This is a genomic window from Candidatus Kuenenia sp. (genome assembly GCF_039794105.1).
In the GTDB taxonomy this organism is placed as follows: Bacteria; Planctomycetota; Brocadiia; order Brocadiales; family Brocadiaceae; genus Kuenenia.
Window position 1 is genome coordinate 10,825 of record NZ_JBDIWA010000028.1, and the last position, 19,547, is coordinate 30,371.

General features: G+C 40.8%; 11 protein-coding genes. 6 read left to right on the plus strand and 5 right to left on the minus strand.

Features of this window, described 5'->3' with window-relative positions:
- Positions 1-123 precede the first annotated feature (123 nt).
- Together otsB and ABJL82_RS12390 are read left to right on the plus strand one after the other, a co-directional pair.
- Positions 124-1,695, plus strand: a complete 1,572-nt coding sequence (gene otsB, locus ABJL82_RS12385; RefSeq protein WP_347275003.1) for a trehalose-phosphatase — start codon at positions 124-126, stop codon at positions 1,693-1,695.
- The gene (locus ABJL82_RS12390) at positions 1,688-4,084 is read left to right on the plus strand and encodes a glycosyl hydrolase family 65 protein (protein ID WP_347275004.1); all 2,397 of its coding nucleotides are present in this window, start codon (positions 1,688-1,690) and stop codon (positions 4,082-4,084) included. Before otsB ends, ABJL82_RS12390 begins: the two co-directional genes overlap by 8 nt.
- A 186-nt stretch (positions 4,085-4,270) precedes the next feature.
- On the opposite strand, the gene ettA is transcribed toward ABJL82_RS12390, so the two are convergent.
- Entirely contained in the window at positions 4,271-5,956 is a 1,686-nt protein-coding gene (gene ettA, locus ABJL82_RS12395) for an energy-dependent translational throttle protein EttA (protein WP_347275005.1), read from the minus strand.
- Between the two features lie 517 nt (positions 5,957-6,473).
- Between ettA and ABJL82_RS12400 the strand changes: the two genes are divergently transcribed.
- A complete protein-coding gene (locus tag ABJL82_RS12400; RefSeq protein ID WP_347275006.1) occupies positions 6,474-7,715 on the plus strand; it encodes an aspartate kinase in 1,242 nt (413 codons plus the stop codon).
- Here the strand turns inward: ABJL82_RS12400 and ABJL82_RS12405 are convergent.
- A complete protein-coding gene (locus ABJL82_RS12405; RefSeq protein ID WP_347275031.1) occupies positions 7,712-8,788 on the minus strand; it encodes a radical SAM protein in 1,077 nt (358 codons plus the stop codon). The genes ABJL82_RS12400 and ABJL82_RS12405 overlap by 4 nt on opposite strands.
- Positions 8,789-9,347: 559 nt before the next feature.
- Here ABJL82_RS12405 and cimA point away from each other — a divergent pair.
- The 3 genes from cimA to ABJL82_RS12420 all read left to right on the plus strand — a co-directional run bounded on the left by cimA (position 9,348) and on the right by ABJL82_RS12420 (position 15,121).
- Complete coding sequence (cimA, locus tag ABJL82_RS12410) at positions 9,348-10,919, plus strand: citramalate synthase (protein ID WP_347275032.1); 1,572 nt, start codon at positions 9,348-9,350, stop codon at positions 10,917-10,919.
- Between the two features lie 79 nt (positions 10,920-10,998).
- Positions 10,999-13,686 carry a valine--tRNA ligase gene (locus ABJL82_RS12415; RefSeq protein ID WP_347275007.1) on the plus strand — a complete coding sequence of 896 codons (2,688 nt, stop codon included), beginning with the start codon at positions 10,999-11,001 and terminating at the stop codon, positions 13,684-13,686.
- Between the two features lie 4 nt (positions 13,687-13,690).
- A complete protein-coding gene (locus tag ABJL82_RS12420) occupies positions 13,691-15,121 on the plus strand; it encodes an SUMF1/EgtB/PvdO family nonheme iron enzyme (protein ID WP_347275008.1) in 1,431 nt (476 codons plus the stop codon).
- Positions 15,122-15,213: 92 nt separating this feature from the next.
- Here ABJL82_RS12420 and speB read toward each other — a convergent pair whose 3' ends face one another.
- From speB to ABJL82_RS12435, 3 genes are all read right to left on the minus strand, one after another.
- On the minus strand, positions 15,214-16,137 hold the full coding sequence (speB, locus tag ABJL82_RS12425) for an agmatinase (RefSeq protein WP_347275009.1): 924 nt from the start codon (positions 16,135-16,137) through the stop codon (positions 15,214-15,216).
- Between the two features lie 473 nt (positions 16,138-16,610).
- Positions 16,611-18,365: a multiheme c-type cytochrome gene (locus ABJL82_RS12430; RefSeq protein ID WP_347275010.1), complete on the minus strand. Its 1,755-nt coding sequence runs from the start codon at positions 18,363-18,365 to the stop codon at positions 16,611-16,613.
- 82 nt (positions 18,366-18,447) lie between these two features.
- Positions 18,448-19,539: a multiheme c-type cytochrome gene (locus ABJL82_RS12435; RefSeq protein ID WP_347275011.1), complete on the minus strand. Its 1,092-nt coding sequence runs from the start codon at positions 19,537-19,539 to the stop codon at positions 18,448-18,450.
- Between the last annotated feature and the right edge of the window lie 8 nt (positions 19,540-19,547).

Below are 19,547 nucleotides of genomic sequence, written 5' to 3' on the forward strand. Positions count from 1 at the left end.
AAGGAAAGTAATAAGTTCCGGAAACTTAAAGCAATAGTCAAACAAATAAGGTTTTCGAAAGAGGAAGCATATGGAATTATTTTAAAAAGCTGTAATAATTTATAATTACCCGGAGGTGGTTCGATGGTTAACAAAAAACCGGCACACACAATATCAATGGAAGACTTTGATGCTGTAATCTTTGATCTTGACGGAGTGGTCACCGATACGGCAAGCGTGCATGCAGATACATGGAAGAAGATGTTTGATGAATTTCTCTCCCAATATGCTGCCCGACATAATAAGCCCTTTCAACCTTTTGATATTGACTCAGATTACCGCCTTTATGTTGATGGCAAACCACGTTTTGACGGCGTGAGGAGTTTCCTCCGTTCAAGGGGTGTTAATCTGCCCGAAGGACAACCAGATGATTTGACAGGTACAGAATCTATCCACGGCCTGGGCAAATTAAAGAATGAATATTTCCTGAAATACATCGGAGGACATGGCGCGAAAGTATATGATTCGACAATAGATTTTATACATAGTTTGAAAAAACAAGGCTGCAAAACAGCCATAATATCCTCGAGTAGAAACTGCGCCATGATCCTTGATTCAACAAATCTTTCATCTCTGTTTGACGTCAGGGTGGATGGACTGGATTCTGAAGTTCTTGGCATTAAAGGTAAACCTGCACCGGATATTTTTCTTGAGGCAGCAAGACAACTCAAGGTGAAACCTGAACGTGCGGTTGTGATTGAAGATGCTATTTCTGGCGTTCAGGCAGGAAAAGCCGGCAAATTCAGGCTCGTGGTTGGTGTGATGCGGACAGGCGATAGAGAATCCCTGCTTGAAAACGGAGCTGATGTAGTAGTTGAAGACCTCTCTGAAATCGGCGTCAGGGACGATATTGAAGTAATTCATGGCCAGCCTTCCGCACTGGACAGCATTAATGATATTGCCAATCAGGCAAGGGGCAAACGCATTGCCGTTTTTCTTGACTACGACGGAACCCTAACCCCTATAGTTGAAACACCCGACAAAGCGATTATGGCAGAAGACATGCGGGAGGCTGTGATAAAACTTTCCAATAATTGTACGGTAGGAATAATAAGCGGCCGCGACCTCAAAGATGTGCAGGATAAGGTGAAAATAGACTCACTTGTCTATGCCGGAAGCCATGGTTTTGATATTGCAGGGCCAGAGGGATTAAACATAAAGAGTCAGGCAGGGGCAGAATTCCTGCCCGTTCTCGATAAAGCAGAGAAGGAACTTTCCGAAAAGCTCCGCTCCATAGAAGGCGTTCTTGTGGAACGGAAAAAATTCGCCATTGCAATTCATTATCGCCTTGTAACTCCGGAGAAAGCCGAATTTGTAAATCAGATTGTGGACAAAGTGGCTTCCGTCTATCCTGAACTTAGAAAGGCATACGGAAAAAAGATATTCGAACTACAGCCGGATATTGACTGGCACAAGGGAAAGGCTCTGCTTACCTTGCTCAACGCATTGAAGCTTGACGGAGACGACGTCCTGCCTTTTTATATAGGAGATGATGTAACAGATGAAGACGCATTCAGGGCGCTCAAAGGTCGTGGTATCGGAATTGTTGTCTGGGACGAACCCTATGAGACTGCGGCTTCTTATAGTCTTAAGCATCCGGAAGAGGTACGCAAATTCCTTTTGAAACTTATTCCATTAGGAGGTGGTCATGAATAACTGGACGCTTTTATATGAAGACTTTAAACCTTCCAGGGAAAGCCTCAGAGAAGCCCTTTGTACACTTGGAAACGGATATTTCGCAACACGTGGCGCAGCGCCGGAGGCTGAGGCGGACGAGATTCATTATCCGGGCACTCACCTCGCAGGAGGTTATAACCGGTTGAAAACTGATATTGCAGGCCGTGTGGTCGAAAATGAAGACCTGGTAAATATGCCAAACTGGTTACTCACGAAATTCCGGCACGAAGGCGGCGACTGGTTTAATCTGATGACCGTTGACATTCTTTCCTACCGGCAGGAACTCAACATGAAGGAAGGCATTCTCTCAAGAACAGTGAGATTCAGAGATAGACAAAATCGCGAGACAACATTGATTCAACGACGTTTTGTACATATGGCAAATATGCATCTTGCAGCGCTTGAATTTACAATCATACCTGAGAATTGGTCAGGGCGTATTCAAATACTCTCCGCCCTGGACGGAACTATTATCAATGCAGGAGTTGAACGTTATAAGCAGTTAAATAGCAAACATCTTGCACCTGTGAAAAGCGGAAAATCCGATGATGACATAATTTATCTGCTCGTAGAGACCAATCAATCTCATATCCGTGTGGCAGAGGCGGCAAGAACCCGTGTTTATTTTGAAGGTAAACAGACAGAGGTTGAAAGAAAGACTGTTGAAGAGCCAGGTTATATTGCTCAGGAATTTTTTATTGAGGTAGTGAATAATAAGCCTGTGACAATTGAAAAGATTGTTTCTTTTTATACATCTAAAGACTTTGCCATTTCCGAATCTGCCCAGAATGCAGTTGAGGCTCTCAGGCATACCGGCAATTTCAAAGAATTATTTGAAAGCCATGTTATGGAATGGAACCATCTCTGGTACAGATGCGACATCCAGGTAGCGGACAGCGATCGCACGCAGATGATCCTCCGCCTGCACATATTCCATCTGTTGCAGACCGTTTCCAGAAACTCGATTGACCTGGACACAGGAGTACCTGCAAGAGGCTGGCACGGAGAAGCATACAGGGGGCATATTTTCTGGGACGAATTGTTTATCTTTCCCTATCTCAATCTGAGAATTCCAGTGCTTACCAGATCTCTGCTGCTTTACAGATACAGGCGGTTAAACAGGTCTCGTCTTGCAGCGCAAGAGGAGGGATTTAGAGGCTCACTCTATCCCTGGCAAAGCGGAAGCGACGGAAGGGAGGAAACGCAACAGCTTCATCTTAATCCCAAATCAGGCCGCTGGCTTCCGGACAACACCCACCTACAGCGCCATGTCAATGCAGCTATAGCGTATAACGTCTGGCAGTACTTCGAAACAACAGAAGATATGGAATTTATGGCTACATATGGCACGGAAATGATTCTTGAAATCGCCAGATTTCTGTCAAGCCTTACCTCTTATAACAGAGAAATAGACCGTTACGAAATACTCGGCGTCATGGGGCCTGACGAATATCATGATAAATATCCTGACTCTGAAAAACCTGGGCTGAATAACAATGCCTATACTAATGTAATGACCGTCTGGGTATTGCGTACTGCTATTAAAGCCCTCAACAAGCTGAACCCTAAAAGGAGGTATGACCTTCTGGAAACAATTGGATTGGAGAAAACCGAGATCGACCAGTGGCAGGACATTATCCATAAAATGCGGCTTGTCTTTCATGTTGATGACATCATCAGCCAGTTCGAGGGATACAATGAGTTAGCTGAATTCGACTGGGAGGGTTATATCAAAAAATATGGAGATATACAGCGTCTTGACCGTATTCTCGAGGCAGAAGGAGATACAACCAACCGCTATAAGGCTTCAAAGCAAGCGGACGTACTCATGCTTTTTTATCTCTTTTCTTCAGAGGAACTACACGGACTTTTTAAAGAAATGGGATACGTTTTTGATCCACAAATTATTCCAAAGAACATAGAATACTATCTTAAGCGGAGCTCTAACGGTTCTACCCTCAGCAATATTGTCCTCTCATGGGTTCTTGCCAGGTCAGACCGTACGGGTTCATGGAATATTTTTAATAAGGCAATGGAAAGCGATATCTCAGATATACAGGGAGGCACTACACACGAAGGCATACATCTGGGCGCAATGGCTGGGACTGTTGATATTCTCCAGCGGTGTTATACAGGTATAGAATTCTGTAATGAGATGCTCCATCTGAATCCGAAAATTCCCGAAGGTTTGCAAAGGCTCATGTTAAAGATAAAATATAGGGGAAACTGGTTTGACATCAACATAACACCGGAGGCATTGTCCATTACCTCAAGCAAAGAAAGAGACATAATAGCGAAAATTTGTTTCCGCGAAAAGATATATGAAATTAAACCTGGCGACACTTTAAATTTTGATATCAAGGTATAAATGCCAAGGGGCGTATTCCAGATTTTTTGTAAATCTTCACACCCGAGGTTTGCCTTTGTCGCGATGCTTTTCCTGTTGTTTGGCAAGAATCAGGCTTATAATAACTGTTTAATAACTTTTATATTCATAATGTATATAAAATCAAGATAATTTGGTTCTGGTTTACCCATATTAAAGTTGTTGGTATTACGCCCGTGTTAAGTGTCTGTATTTGATGCGATGAGGCTGGTCGGAGGCGGAGCCAATGCGTCTTTTTCTCTCTTCTTCGTATTCTGTATAGTTTCCCTCAAACCAGACAACCTTGCTATCCCCCTCAAAAGCAAGAATGTGGGTGGCAATCCTGTCAAGGAACCAGCGCTCATGGCTTATCACCACAGCGCAGCCGGAAAAGTTTTCCAACGCATCCTCAAGGGCGCGCATGGTATTTACATCAAGATCATTTGTTGGTTCATCGAGCAGGAGGACGTTGGCGCCTTCTTTTAACATGCAGGCAAGATGCACCCTGTTTCTTTCCCCTCCGGAAATAGCGTTAACCGGTTTTTGCTGATCCGCACCTGAAAAGTTAAATCTTGCCACATATGCGCGTGAGTTGACCTCTCTGCTGCCGATTTGAATTATGTCGTTGCCGCCGGAAATTGTCTCCCATATCGTTTTATTCGGATCGAGGGTTTCACGGCTCTGGTCTGCATATGCGAGTTTTACCGACTCCCCTATCCTGATTGTTCCGTTATCCGGCTTTTCTTGTCCGGTAATCATCCGGAATAAAGTAGTCTTCCCGGCGCCGTTAGGGCCAATGATGCCGACAATTCCGCCACGCGGCAGGGAAAACGTCATGCCCTCTATCAAAATACGGTCTCCGTATGATTTGAAAACCTTATCCGCTTCTATAACTAAATTCCCCAATCTCGGTCCTGGCGGGATGTAAATCTCCAGTTCTTTTATTTGTTTCTCGGTTTGTTGCGCAAGCAATGATTCATAAGAATTGATGCGCGCCTTTGATTTTGCGTGCCGTCCCTTCGGACTCATCCGGATCCATTCCAGCTCGCGTTGCAACGTCTTTTGCCGTTCCGTCTCTTGTTTTTCTTCCTGTTGCAATCTTTTCTGTTTTTGATCAAGCCATGAAGAGTAGTTGCCCTTCCATGGTATACCATATCCGCGGTCAAGTTCTAATATCCAGCCGGCGACATTATCAAGAAAATACCGGTCGTGCGTCACAGCAATCACCGTTCCTTCATATTTCAGCAAGTGTTGCTCCAGCCAGGCAACCGTTTCAGCATCGAGGTGGTTCGTCGGTTCATCCAAAAGCAGGATGTCCGGTTTTTTTAAGAGCAATCTGCAAAGCGCCACACGCCGTTTTTCTCCACCTGATAAAACCTTTACCGTTGTACTTCCTTCAGGACAACGTAGCGCATCCATTGCCATTTCAAGGCGGGAATCAAGGTCCCATGCATTAAGCGCGTCAATCTTTTCCTGAACCGCCCCCTGCCGCTCTATCAAGGCATTCATTTCATCGCCTGACATTGGTTCCGCAAATTGTTCGTTTATACGGTTATATTCATTGTGGAGATCTACCAATTCCTGGACGCCTTCTTCCACAATTTGACGCGCCGTTTTTGTTTCGTCAAGCAAGGGTTCCTGTTCAAGAAACCCTACTGTATATCCCTGTGAAAGCGTTACCTGTCCGTTATAATTCTCGTCTACTCCTGCCATTATGCGTAAAAGAGAACTCTTTCCAGAACCATTTAAACCAAGCACGCCAATCTTAGCGCCGTAAAAATAGGAAAGCGAGATATCTTTTAATACGGGTTTTTTTTCATAAAATTTGCTCACACTGTTCATGGAATAAATAACTTTGTTCGGTTGATTGCTCATTTTGGCATGCCTCCGGGAAAAATGGTTACATGGTTTTTTCTGCTTGTATTCTTAATATGAATCAGCATGCGCATAACTATAAAAGATTTTTGCCTGCTTAGCAAGACTGCGGTTGAACACCTCCATAAACTTTACAGTCGGCAATCGGCAATTTACTGTCGGCAAATTAAGATTGAAATTATTATTAAAACCTCAACTTAGCCTCCCGACATTGGTCATTGGTCATTGGTCAACTGCAGAAGGGGTCATTAAATATTTTGCCAGAAAATGTAAAGAAATTACTGATAAGGTACTCTTTCTCAATTAAACTATTGGCTATTATTATCGTTAAAAATGATTTGACTTTGTTTAACTCTTTTTATAATCTTGATAAAAATTTTCTTTTAGTTATTCATAGCACACAAAGCCGCAATCAGAATGTAGAGACGCACGGGCGTGCGTCTCTAATTACAAAAAAAAGATGTTTTTACAGGGCAATACTATATTCACCATTACATTTTTATCATAAGAGCGACTCATGGGACTAATTGTTCAAAAATTTGGAGGTACTTCTGTTGCTAATGCTGAACGCATAAAGGCTGCTGCCAGGCGAATTACAGAAACATATGATGCCGGGAATAAAGTGATTGTTGTTGTTTCTGCGAGGGGACAAACAACTGACGAGCTTATTGAACTTGCAAATGAAATTACTGATAAACCTTCTACACGCGAGATGGATATGTTATTATCAACGGGCGAACAGGTTTCTATTGCCCTCATGGCAATGGCGATTCATGCGCTTGGGTATCCTGCAATATCATTTACCGGTGGTCAGGTGGGTATCGTTACGGATAGTTTTCACACGAAGGCGCGAATCCGCAACATTAATGCCGACCGAATCCGCAAGGAATTAGATAATGGCTCCATTGTTATTGTAGCGGGTTTTCAGGGCATTGACGCAAATGAAAACATAACCACCCTGGGAAGAGGTGGTTCTGATACTACGGCAGTCGCCCTCGCATCTATTCTGCATGCAGACAGATGTGATATTTTTACGGATGTGGATGGAATTTATACCGCTGACCCAAGAAAGGTGCCAAATGCCAGAAAACTCAATAAAATCTCGTATGATGAAATTTTAGAGCTTGCGAGCCTGGGCGCCCAGGTAATGCACTCACGCTCGATAGAATTTGCAAAAAAATACAATGTGCCTTTATACGTTCGCTCAAGTTTTAACAACTCTGAAGGAACATTGATATGTAAGGAGATTGATGATATGGAAAACATTGTTGTAAGCGGTGCAACCGTCAGCAAAAACGACGCAAAAATTACTATCAGATCTATTCCTGATGTTCCCGGCCAGGCGGCAAAAATATTTCACGAGATCGCGAAAAAAAATATTAACGTGGACATGATCATTCAAAACGCAAGTGTCGAAGGACGCGCTGATGTAACATTTACAGTACCGCGAAGTGATTTGAAAAACGCGCTGGAAACCGCAGAAAAGATAAAAAAGGACCTCTGGGCAACAGAGGTTTTATACGATGAAAAAATCGCCAAACTATCCGTAGTGGGGATAGGTATGCGGAGCCATTGCGGTGTAGCGGAAAAGATGTTCAGCATCCTTGCTGAAGAAAAAATTAACATACAGATGATTAGCACCTCAGAAATAAAAATATCCTGCATAATAGATGAGGCTCACGCCGAACGGGCATTAAATGCAGTGCATAAAATATTCGGATTAAACCACGTTAAAAATGAAGTGGCTGTTAAAACCTAACCTTCGTTTGTACGCGTAAGTTTCGGTTGATAAATACAGTAGGGTTCTTCCGCCAAATAGTTTCCTGTATCGTAAAATGCACGGGCCCTGCACCCTTCACAGACTTTTTTGTATTCACAGTCCCCGCACTTGCCCTCTAACAAATCCGGATTTCGCAGCTTTTCAAATACCGGAGAGCTTTTCCAGATATCCGCAAATTTTTGTTTCTTTACATGTCCCGCTTCGACCGGCAAATAACCGCAGGGAAAAACCTCTCCTTTATGGGAAACAAAACAAACACCTGTACCCGCTAAACACCCCTTTGTCATAGCAGCCATACCATGGGTTTGGGGAGATATTGTAATCCCTTCCTCTTTTGCCCGTTCTCTCATAATACGAAAATAATGCGGCGCACAGGTAGCCTTCGTCTGGATTTTTGCTTCTTTTGATAAATCATAGAAATGATTAAGTACTTCTTCGTATTTGGCGGGGTGAAGCATTTGATCGTCCGCAATCTGAACCCCGCAACCGACAGGCACCAGCATAAAAACATGCAGCGCATCAGCACCTAGATCTAAGGCCAATTTGTAAAGGTCATCTATTTGTTCAACATTATGCTTGGCAATCGTGCAATTTATTTGCATGCTCATGCCCAGATTCTTCAATCTTTTAAAACCTTCCATTGAACGTTTGAACGAACCGGGTATTTTTCGAAAATTGTCGTGCGTCTTTTCGTCTGCGCCATCAAAGCTGATAGAAACCCTTGCAATGCCCGCATCAACAATTTTTCTTGCCACATCGTCTTCAACAAGTGTGCCATTTGTAGCCAATGCCACGCTCAACCCTCTGCTTACCGCATGTTTTGCGATATCGAATATATCCGGCCGAAAGAGAGGTTCTCCTCCACTCAGTACCAAAATCGGGTTGCCCGTTTCCACTATAGCATCAACAAATTCAAAGGCTTCTTTTGTAGACATATCGTCTTTTGCAAGAGTAGTACTTACATCCAGTCTGCGGCAATGTATACACTCAAGATTACAACCAACAGTCGTCTCCCAAAACACAAGCCTTAACTGATTTTTCATATTTTTCATATATTCAATTGCAGGTTTGCCTGATGTATCATGTTTTATACGATCATATGTCTGTCTGATTGTTTCAGTATGTTCGCTATGTCCATGAGGCATAGGATGGCTGTTTTTTTGTTTTTGTTCAGTGTGCAAAGTGTTTTCCTCCGTAGTTTTTTGCATTCATTTTTGACCAGCATAATAAAGGTTCTTATTATAAAAAATACCCATAGTTTGGTCAATTAAGAAAACAAACTTTTCTTCAAAACCCTTGCTTAAAAACAAAAAAAACTTTGCCGGAAAACGAACACCAACATATAAAATGTAGAGAGAAACCTCGTTAGCCTTTTAAACTTGACAATATATTTTATCACTGATACCATTTAACCTCATTGTAACTTATAGTTATGCAACATATTATCGCCAATTAAATATTTATTAAGCATTTACATAATTAATCGCTCTATTTAGTTAATCATTTAGTTTTCTCAACCGGCACACTAAAAACCTCCCCCCATTTTTCTTTTTTTGCTATAGAAAATGGGGGTATTTTTTGTCAATAAAAATTGTAACAACAACACTAATTATGGATAGAATCTTTATATACGATACAACGTTACGTGATGGAAGCCAGGCAGAAGGGGTCTCCTTCTCGTTACAGGACAAATTAGCAATAACCGTCAAATTAGATGAATTAGGCATAGATTTTATAGAAGGCGGATTTCCCATTGCCAATCCGAAGGACGAATCGTACTTTAAAGAAGTAAAATCTTTATCTTTAAAACATTCCAAAATCGCATCTTTTGGCAGCACAAGAAAAGTTGGGGTGCGCACAGAAGAAGATAAAAATGTGAATGCCCTTCTATTTGCCGAAACCCCTGTAGTGACTATTGTGGGTAAAAGCTGGGATTTTCAGGTCACCGATGTTTTAAAAACTACGTTAGACGAAAATGTAAAAATGGTAACGGATACTATCTCATTTCTTAAATCCAGGAATCGTGAGGTTTTTTTTGATGCGGAACATTTTTTTGACGGATTCAAAAGCAACCGCGGGTATGCGTTGAAAGTTATTAATGAAGCCTGTTCCGCAGGCGCAGACGTAATAGTTTTATGCGATACCAATGGTGGCAGTTTGCCTGACGAAATTGCAACCATTGTTGAAGAAGTCAGAAAAAGCAATAAATGCATATTAGGTATTCATGCCCACAACGATGGTGACCTTGCAATTGCAAATACAATTATGGCTGTAAACAAAGGGGTGAGGCAGGCACAGGGAACAATCAATGGCATTGGCGAGCGATGTGGCAATGCTGATCTCTGTTCCGTAATCCCTAATCTGGTTTTAAAAATGGAATATCACTGTTTACATAACGATGGCCTTAGGAAATTGACGGAAATATCACGCTACGTTTACGAAACCGCAAATTTGTTGTTTCGCACAAATCAACCTTTTGTCGGGTCAAGCGCTTTTGCGCATAAAGGCGGTTTACATATCAATGCAATTCAAAAAAACAAGGTTACTTACGAACATATCAATCCTGAATCGGTCGGTAACAAAAGAAAAATATTGATCTCTGAACTTTCAGGAAGCGCTACAATTCTTTCCAAAACAGAAAAATTTAATTTAACACACGATACCGCTCTTTTAAGGTCGATCCTCGAAGAAGTGCAAAATCTTGAAAACAAAGGATATCAACTTGAATCAGCGGAAGCCTCCTTTGAATTACTGGTACGAAAGAAAACCGGAAAATATAAGTCATTCTTTGAACTTGAAGGTTTCAGGGTAATTGTCGAAAAAAGAGAAAATGGTTTACCGATAACGGAAGCTACCGTTAAAATAAATGTGAATAACACACAGGAACTCACTGCCAGTGAAGGGTCTGGTCCTGTAAATGCATTAGATACTGCATTACGAAAAGCATTGGAGAGGTTTTATCCCGTTTTAAAGGACATGAAACTTCTCGATTATAAGGTAAGAGTTATAAATCCCCGCAGTGCAACCGCTGCAAAAGTAAGGGTGATCATAGAATCAAAGGATAAAGAAAACGTCTGGAGTACTGTTGGTGTATCAGAAAACCTTATTGAAGCAAGCTGGCAAGCGCTTGTCGACAGCATAGAATATAAACTTATTAAAGAATATGAAGCAAAACAACTTTGATCCTGCTTTATAAGACAAACTCGAAAAAATCCTCACAGCTTTTAAAACAAAGATAACTATTCAACATTTTTGCTACGATATGGAAAACAATTTACCATCACAATACAGTCCAAAAGAAATTGAAGATAAATGGTACCGCTTTTGGGAAGAAAGCGGTTTTTTCCACAGTGAACCATCGTCTTCAAAAAAACCCTACACTATTGTTATCCCCCCCCCGAATGTCACTGGCGTCCTTCACGTGGGCCATGCTCTCAATAATATAATTCAGGATATTTTAATCCGATGGAAAAGAATGCAGGGCTTTAATGTGCTTTGGATGCCGGGTACAGACCACGCGGGAATTGCAACACAAAATGTAGTTGAACGGGAGCTTTCTTCAAAAAATATTAAACGTCAGGACATAGGACGTGAACGTTTTATAGAAGAGGTCTGGAAGTGGAAACAGCAATATGGCTCTACTATCATTCAACAATTAAAAAAACTAGGGAGTTCCTGTGACTGGCAGAGAGAGCGGTTTACCATGGATGAAGGCCTTTCCGCTGCAGTGAAAGAAACATTTGTAAGACTTTACCGCAAGGGGCTGATTTATAAAGGCAAGTACATGATAAATTGGTGCCCAAGGTGCCGCACTGCCCTGGCCGATGATGAAGTTGAACATGAAGAACACGAAGGACATCTATGGCATATCAAATATTCTTTTAAGGAAAATCCACAACAACATATCGTTGTGGCAACAACAAGACCTGAAACCATGCTTGGCGACGTTGCCGTGGCTGTCAATCCAAAGGATGACCGCTACAAAGATTTTATAGGCAAAACCCTCCTGCTGCCTATATTGGGCAGGGAACTGCCTGTTGTGGCAGACGACTTTGTTAGTCCTTCATTCGGTACAGGCGCAGTAAAAGTAACTCCCGCACATGATCCAAATGACTTTGCAATAGGCATGCGGCACGCCCTGCCTTCAATTGTTGTTATGGACGAAGATGGAACTATGAATATTAATGCGGGAGATTACAATGGACAGGATCGTTTTGAGTGCAGAAATGCATTGGTAGAAGATTTAAAATTAAGAAAGCACATCGATAGAATTATCCCTCACAAACATTCCGTAGGCCACTGCTACCGATGCAAAACCGTCATTGAACCGTATTTTTCGAATCAATGGTTTGTTAAAATGCGCCCCCTTGCAGATGCCGCAATACTAGCGAGTTTAAACAAATCAGTCACTTTTTACCCGGAACGCTGGGAAAAAGTTTATTTAAGCTGGTTAGATAACGTAAGAGATTGGTGTATATCAAGGCAAATCTGGTGGGGACACCGTATACCAGCATGGTATTGTGACGACTGTGGTGCTATTTCCGTTTCAACTGAGGATATAAATCAATGCACAAAATGCAACAGCCCCCGCCTTAAACAGGACGAGGATGTTCTTGATACATGGTTTAGTTCGGCGCTTTGGCCTTTTTCAACATTAGGTTGGCCCAAAGAAACTCCGGAATTGGCATATTACTACCCTACATCAACCCTTGTCACCGATAGAGGCATTATCTATTTCTGGGTAGCGCGCATGGTTATGATGGGAATTGAAATGGTAAAACAGGTTCCTTTTTCGCACGTATATATTCACGGAACAATTCTCGACGAACAGGGAAGAAAAATGAGCAAATCCATGGGTAATGGCATAGACCCGCTTCTCATGATTGACCGTTATGGGGCGGATGCCGTGCGTTTCTCAATTATCATACTTACCACAGAAGGGCAAGACGTCAAACTATCTGAAAGCAAATTCGAGATGGGAAGAAATTTTACCAATAAGCTTTGGAATGCGGCACGCTTCATATTTATGAATCTAAATGAAGAAAACCCCGAAGAAATAGCCTATGATATAACGACACTTCCGTTTGAAGATAAATGGATTCATAACCGTTTAAATACTACAATCGAAGAATGCACTGCTTCTTTAGACCAATATAAATTTAACGATGCTGCAATGAAAATGTACGATTTCACATGGCATACATTCTGTGACTGGTATTTGGAAATGGTTAAACATCGCTTAAACAATGCTAACAATAGAATCGACAAAAAAAATGCTCAAACAACTCTTGCAATTATATTTGGCAAAACGTTACATTTACTGCACCCCTTTATCCCATTTATCACTGAAGAACTATGGAATAATTTAACCCGTATTGCACAGCATAACAAAATTGCCCTTCAAATTGGAGTGACAGCTAGTTGTTCTCTTGTAACAAGCTGGTGGCCAATATTCAGTAAACAATTTGCAGATGATACTTCTGAACACATTATGCCTGTCCTGCAGGACATAATAAGAGCTATCAGAAATATACGCTGCAAAATGGATATTAAGGATAAACAAAGATTAAAGGCAGTGATTTCTTACCCCCGGGATTTTGTATACGATTTGCATGAACATACAAATCTGTTAAAGAGAATGGCGAATCTTGAAGAATTGGATATGGGGATTGAATTACAGAAACCAAGCCATTCTGCAAGTGAAGTAATTGGCAATCTTCAGGTCTTTGTATTACTTGCTGGCATATTGGACCCACTTGCAGAAAAAGACCGGCAGTTAAAGCACTTAAAACAATTGGAAAACCATCTGACCATTATACGCCGTAAACTTAATAATGAAAATTTTGCAGCAAAAGCACCACCGCAAATCGTCGAAACAGAACGGAAAAAAGAAGATGAGCTACAAGTGCAAATAGAAAAAGTTAAACACATTTTATTAAATATTGGATAACAAAATGAAACAAAAATATGCGCCTTTCATCACGACAACAATTAAATTTTTAAAACTTTTATTAAAAAGAAAATATTGGTTTTTTGTATTACCATTTTTTTTGCTATGGTTAAATTTTATTGATCTTAAAGCAGATGAACAAATTTTGAATGTAACTATTAAAATATGCCCGACATGCAATGAACTTTACCAAAACAATGAAAAGTTTTGCGGGAAAGACGGGACCGTATTGTCAGATACTGCCGGCAAGTTAGTCTGTCCTGTTTGTAAAAAAGAGGGATCTGGCAATGAAAAATTTTGTGTTGAACATGGAGAAAAGTTAATACCCATAGAAAGACTCTCTGCAATAAAAGATCCCGCTGATTTAGAACGTAACATGTCTCTTGCTGCTAAATATTATCAGGAAGGAAATACGCATTGTGACAACGAATCATATGATTTAGCTTTAAAATCATATCTGAAAGCTGAAGAACTTTATCCAGATCTTCCCGGGCTGCATTACAATATGGGATGGCTCTATAGTAAACTAGGGGATGTGGACCGTGCCGTTGACCACTTACAAAAATATATCATTCTCGCTCCCGACAGTAAAGACATCACTGAAGTGCGGAGTTACATTGCATTATTAAAACAAGCTCACCAGAAAAAAATTGAAGTTATTGAAAAGTACAAATCGCGAGACGAGGCAATGGAAAAGGCGCTTGAAATTCAAAACAAAAAACATGATACCGTTCTGATACCGGCTGGCAAATTCAGTATGGGGACAAATGAAGCACGCGATGTTTCTCAACCTGAGCATGTCGTATATTTGGATGCGTATGAAATAGATCGTTACGAAATTACAAATGCACAATACTGGGAATTTGTAAAGTATATAGAAGAGACAAATGACCATAGCAAATGTTTCAAGGATGAACCAATCGGTAAAGACCACAAACCCAGATATTGGGAAGATGAGTATTACAATGTGCCGGATTATCCGGTGGCAAGAATTGATTGGTATGATGCGTATGCCTATGCCGCATGGAAGGGGAAGAGACTGCCCACTGAAGCGGAATGGGAAAAGGCTGCGAGGGGATTGGATTTAAGGGCATTCCCATGGGGCAATGAATGGGATCACACAAGATGCAACTTGAGCGGAGAACCCATGCCTGTTGGAAGCATTGAATCCGGCAAAAGCATGTATGGTTGCTATGACATGAGCGGAAGCGTATTCGAATGGTGCAATGATTGGTTTTCAAGCACGTATTATCAATATTCTCCTTCAATTAATCCGACAGGTCCGGAAAAAGGTGAACGGAAACTTATTCGTGGCGGCTCAAGATTTTCAAGACCTTTTCAAGTCCGAGTTACAGAAAGAAAATCAGAGCGGCCTGATTTATTCAATATGGCAATAGGATTTAGATGTGCAAAAGACGTCAAGGTTAAAGAGTGAAAATAATATGTAATAATGTATTTTTTGGCTCTTCCTCATTTCGAGTGGGTAAAATCGTAATACCTTTATTTATTGGCACTGTCTTTTCAATGTTATTGTCTGGAATATTTTTTGTAAAAACCAATATTTTTGTAAACAAGATTCGCTGCTAAAAAATTTGGAGCTTCATTCCCTATGTTTGGTTTTAACTCTACAATATCGAATCCAACAACATTTTTCTCCTCATAAACTTTCCTTAAAAAATCTATTGTCTGATACCACCCAATCCCCCCTGGAACTGGTGTACCGGTAGCAGGCATTATAGAAATATCTAAACCATCAACATCTAAACTTATATAGACATTTTCTTCTAAAGTTTTCAATGCTTCATCATGCCATAAATCATTGTTGTAAATATTCCTGGCATAAAATACCGAAACAGATTTTTTATTTTTTTTCACAAATTCCAATTCTTCCTGCGAAGTTACCCTGACACCAAAACTTGTTACCCTGCAGCCTATATCTTCAACAACTCTTCTCATTACACTCGCATGATTATATTTGCTACCGCCAAACTCATTTAGCAAATCTAAATGAGCATCTAACTGAAGTACGGATAATTTTTTATATTTACTTTTATATGCCTTTATCGCACCTTGGGATATTGAATGCTCACCACCCAGGATCACCAAAAATTTATTATCATCTATCACCTTTCTACTGCAAGTAAATATTTCTTCCATAACTCTTTTTTCATTAGTATAAAATTCTTCAATATTTAAATTGCCTGCAGTAAAAATTCCGATTTTAAAAATATTTCCCAATTCATCGTCGTATGGTTCGATGTTAACAGATGCTTCTAATATAGCATTTGGTCCTTTTTTTGCGCCAGATTGATATGAAACGGTTCCATCATATGGCACCCCAAGTAAAATAACTTTTGATTTGTTGTATGCTTCAACTTCAGATTTGAAATTGTAGCAAAACGCACCAAATTGAATGGAAGATGAAACAGATTCTCTTAATTTTTTTAACATGTTCTAAGATGATATTTCAGTTACGCTAATAGTGAAAATGTAACGTCTAGTAACCTTATCAGTAATTTCTTTGCATTTTTTGGCAAAATATTTAATGGTGAAATCTGAAATTCTAAAATTTTTTTAATCTGTGAAATCTGTTGTTCCCCATTCATATTTTCTGCTTGTTTGGTTTTGACTATGCCAGCATTGTAGAACGAATTGATTGGTTCGTTACGCACAAAGTTACACTTCGCGCTACAAGCGTAGAAGTAATAATCGATGTGTCTGCTCCGTTTAACCCATTCTACATAATACCACTGTCCAGAAGCAAAACAGGCAATATGTGAAGGTTCATCACTATTTTTGGTACAAAAAGACTCTTTTGACCCAGTCTGGGAGTTTGAGAACGTGCGTTTAATAATTGCAAAATAAAATAAAAAAAGGCATCTTTCAAGATGCCTTTTTTTAAAATTATCACTCAATTTTATACATTACTGTTGTGATGTATCACGTCTCTTTTTCCAAATGGCAGCGCCAATCATAAGTACAGCAACGCCACCAATAATACTGCCTAAAATACCGGCAAGACCTTTTCTCTTCTTTGACTCCAATAACTCGTCTAATTTCTTTAATTTCTTAAGTTGTTCTGCCTGACTCTCCAACTTGTTAATCCCTTGATACACCTTTGCTGCTCCATACCACCATGCAATATCTTGCTGTCCGTGAGCAACACCCTTATAGGCATGCGCCTTGTCACCAAACCACATACTTGCATATTCTAATTCTATCTGGGAAGGATTGTTCTTTCCTGTCATAAATAATCCATATAGCCCCAAAATAGGTCCTATTACAGGTACTTTCCCACCAGTAGTTTTAAAAGCACTATATACAGCTTCACCTAACAGGCCTGGCCCTAGCGCATCAGCAAGAATATCACCGAGTGGGAAGATATCTCTTTTCTTAATAGGTACTTCAAATGCATCAAGCGCTACTATTTCATCAAGCACTCCCTGTGCTCTGTCCTGCAATCTCCACATTTCAAACATAAAGTCGTCTAAATTCTCCCTATACAACCTTGCAAACCTAGGGCTATGGCACTTACTGCATACATTAACCCATTGGTCAGATCTCTTTTTGTTTTCAGGAGAATAAACGTCTAGTTTATAGTTCATCGGCGGTAAATTGATACCGTAAGGATAATCCTTTAATGATGATTTATACTCAATCCCTTTAGGAGGGACAGTTCCCATCCTCCATACACCTTTAGTGACAGGATTATGTGCAAATGTTCCATTTCCCTGGTCAAAATGACAAAACTGACACGTGGGTGTTCTATAATCTTTGCCAGGAACTACCTCAGCCAAAGGCTTTTCCCAATCCCAGTGTTCGCCTTCCATGTGATAAATATATCCCATCTTCGATTCGCTATACGATTCAGCATCCGGATGATCAAAACCCATGTGGCAACTCATACAGGCTTCTGGTCTCCGGCCTTCCGCTGCTGCGAATTTGTGCCTTGTGTGACATATGTTGCAACGGTCTGTCGCATGACACAAATCGCAACCGAATTGTGCTGCCGGATAGCCCCTCCTGAACATCTCAGGATACCAAGGAGGAACCACATTTGCCATAAGGCCGTCAATGTGATTAGGTCTGCCACGTTCTCTTTCACCCATAAATTCGGTTACTTCCTTTGGGTGACATTCACCGCAATGAGCAGGCGTAGGCATATGCAACTCATTATGATCTTTCCCGTGGCAATCGCTACAGGTAACCTCTTTTAATTCACGACCAATAAGTTTTTCTATTTGTTGCGTTTTTTCTGCAAATCGCGGGGATTTTTTAGGATTCGCGTGTGTCGAATCCTTCCAGTCATTCACAAATCCAGGCGTAACTTCCTCATGGCACGCAACACAATCAGTAGGTTTAAACCTCTCTAAAAGTTGGTCATAATAAGTACCATCTGGTTTCACATAGTGCCTCCCTGGGAACCAATACATCTGCAATGGCACCGGTTTATATAACTCCATCCAAGGCCCTGCACCCTTTTCCAGTCCAACATTAGCCCCGAGCCAATCCCACATTGGCAATGGTTCATTTGGATATAGAATCTCATAGTAACTGGTTGCTTTTTTTTGTAATTCCTTTAAATCTGCCTCTGCCTTCACTTCTTTAACATTTAAAAAAAAGACACACATTAAAAAAGGGATAGCGAGTAGTACCGCTCCCATCCTGTGAAACTTCATTATCTTGCCTCCTCTTCCACTAAATCCAGCATTATAATATATCGTAAAAAGATCCGTTTTACTGTTTAACTCTTTGAAAATGTCAATGCATTTTAGGGCGTTTGAATTCTTGCAAGCCTATATCATCAATTGCAGTTGTTTTATATGGTTCTGTATGTTCCGGGAAAAACCATTCATCACCTTTGTCATATTCCTGAAAAAATTTCAAGCGCATTTCGTGGCCTCTTGTATGATGACAAGGCCCACAAATGTTATAAACGGTCCCAAACGTGCCTATTTTCGCGATCTTCTGCCCTTCGGGAGCCTTACCAACTTCCATGAAATGTGCATATGTTTCACCTGCACCGTGACAAGCTTCACATGTTACCCCTTCTTCTGAGTAAGTACCGGTATCTGCATCATACCCAGTTGTATGGCACTTCAAACATGTTGTTCTGTATGCCTCATTCCCCGCGATATAATCAGGCGCCTTTTTTACTTTTTCGAAAGTCTTAAATTTTATACGCTGCCATCTTTCAACATGCGGAGAGGTTAACCCGATATGGCACTTCAAACACTTTTCGCTCCCTACAAAGATATTTTTATCGCCCGTTATGCCAAAACGCTTGAAGTCCCCCATTTCAATTCTCTGATTAGGGTCATTCTCTTCCGGAGTTAACGTTGCAAGTTCATCCCAAAATTCAAACAAAGGTTCTGCAGTTTCCAGCTTTTTCAACATATCTCGTCTGCCGACAACCATACCTTCATGCGCCATTTCTTCACTAAGCGCCCTACCTATTCCACCGTGACAAACAGCGCATCCGTAAATATCAAACGGAAAATATTTTGTGTTAGGATGAGCCGCCACAAGTTTCCCTTCATCAATGTGGCATGTTATACACCTGTTAACTTTATCGCCGTTTTTGCCATCGGTCCACGCGTAGTCGCCTTTTAAAAGAATCTGCTTCACTTCGTACTTTGGATTTTTCAAAGAGGTTAGCCTCTTGCCCAACATTTCCCTTTCCTGTACTGAAGTCGCGGCATTAAACTCCTTTTCAACATCCTTTGCTTTTTCTTTGTAATATTCTTCCTGATAATTCTTCCATTCAGGATTGAATTCTTCGTTGAACCAAAAAAGCGTGCTGATAAAAAACATGCTGCTAAAAACAAAAAATATCAGTCTTTGTATGCTCATAAATCACC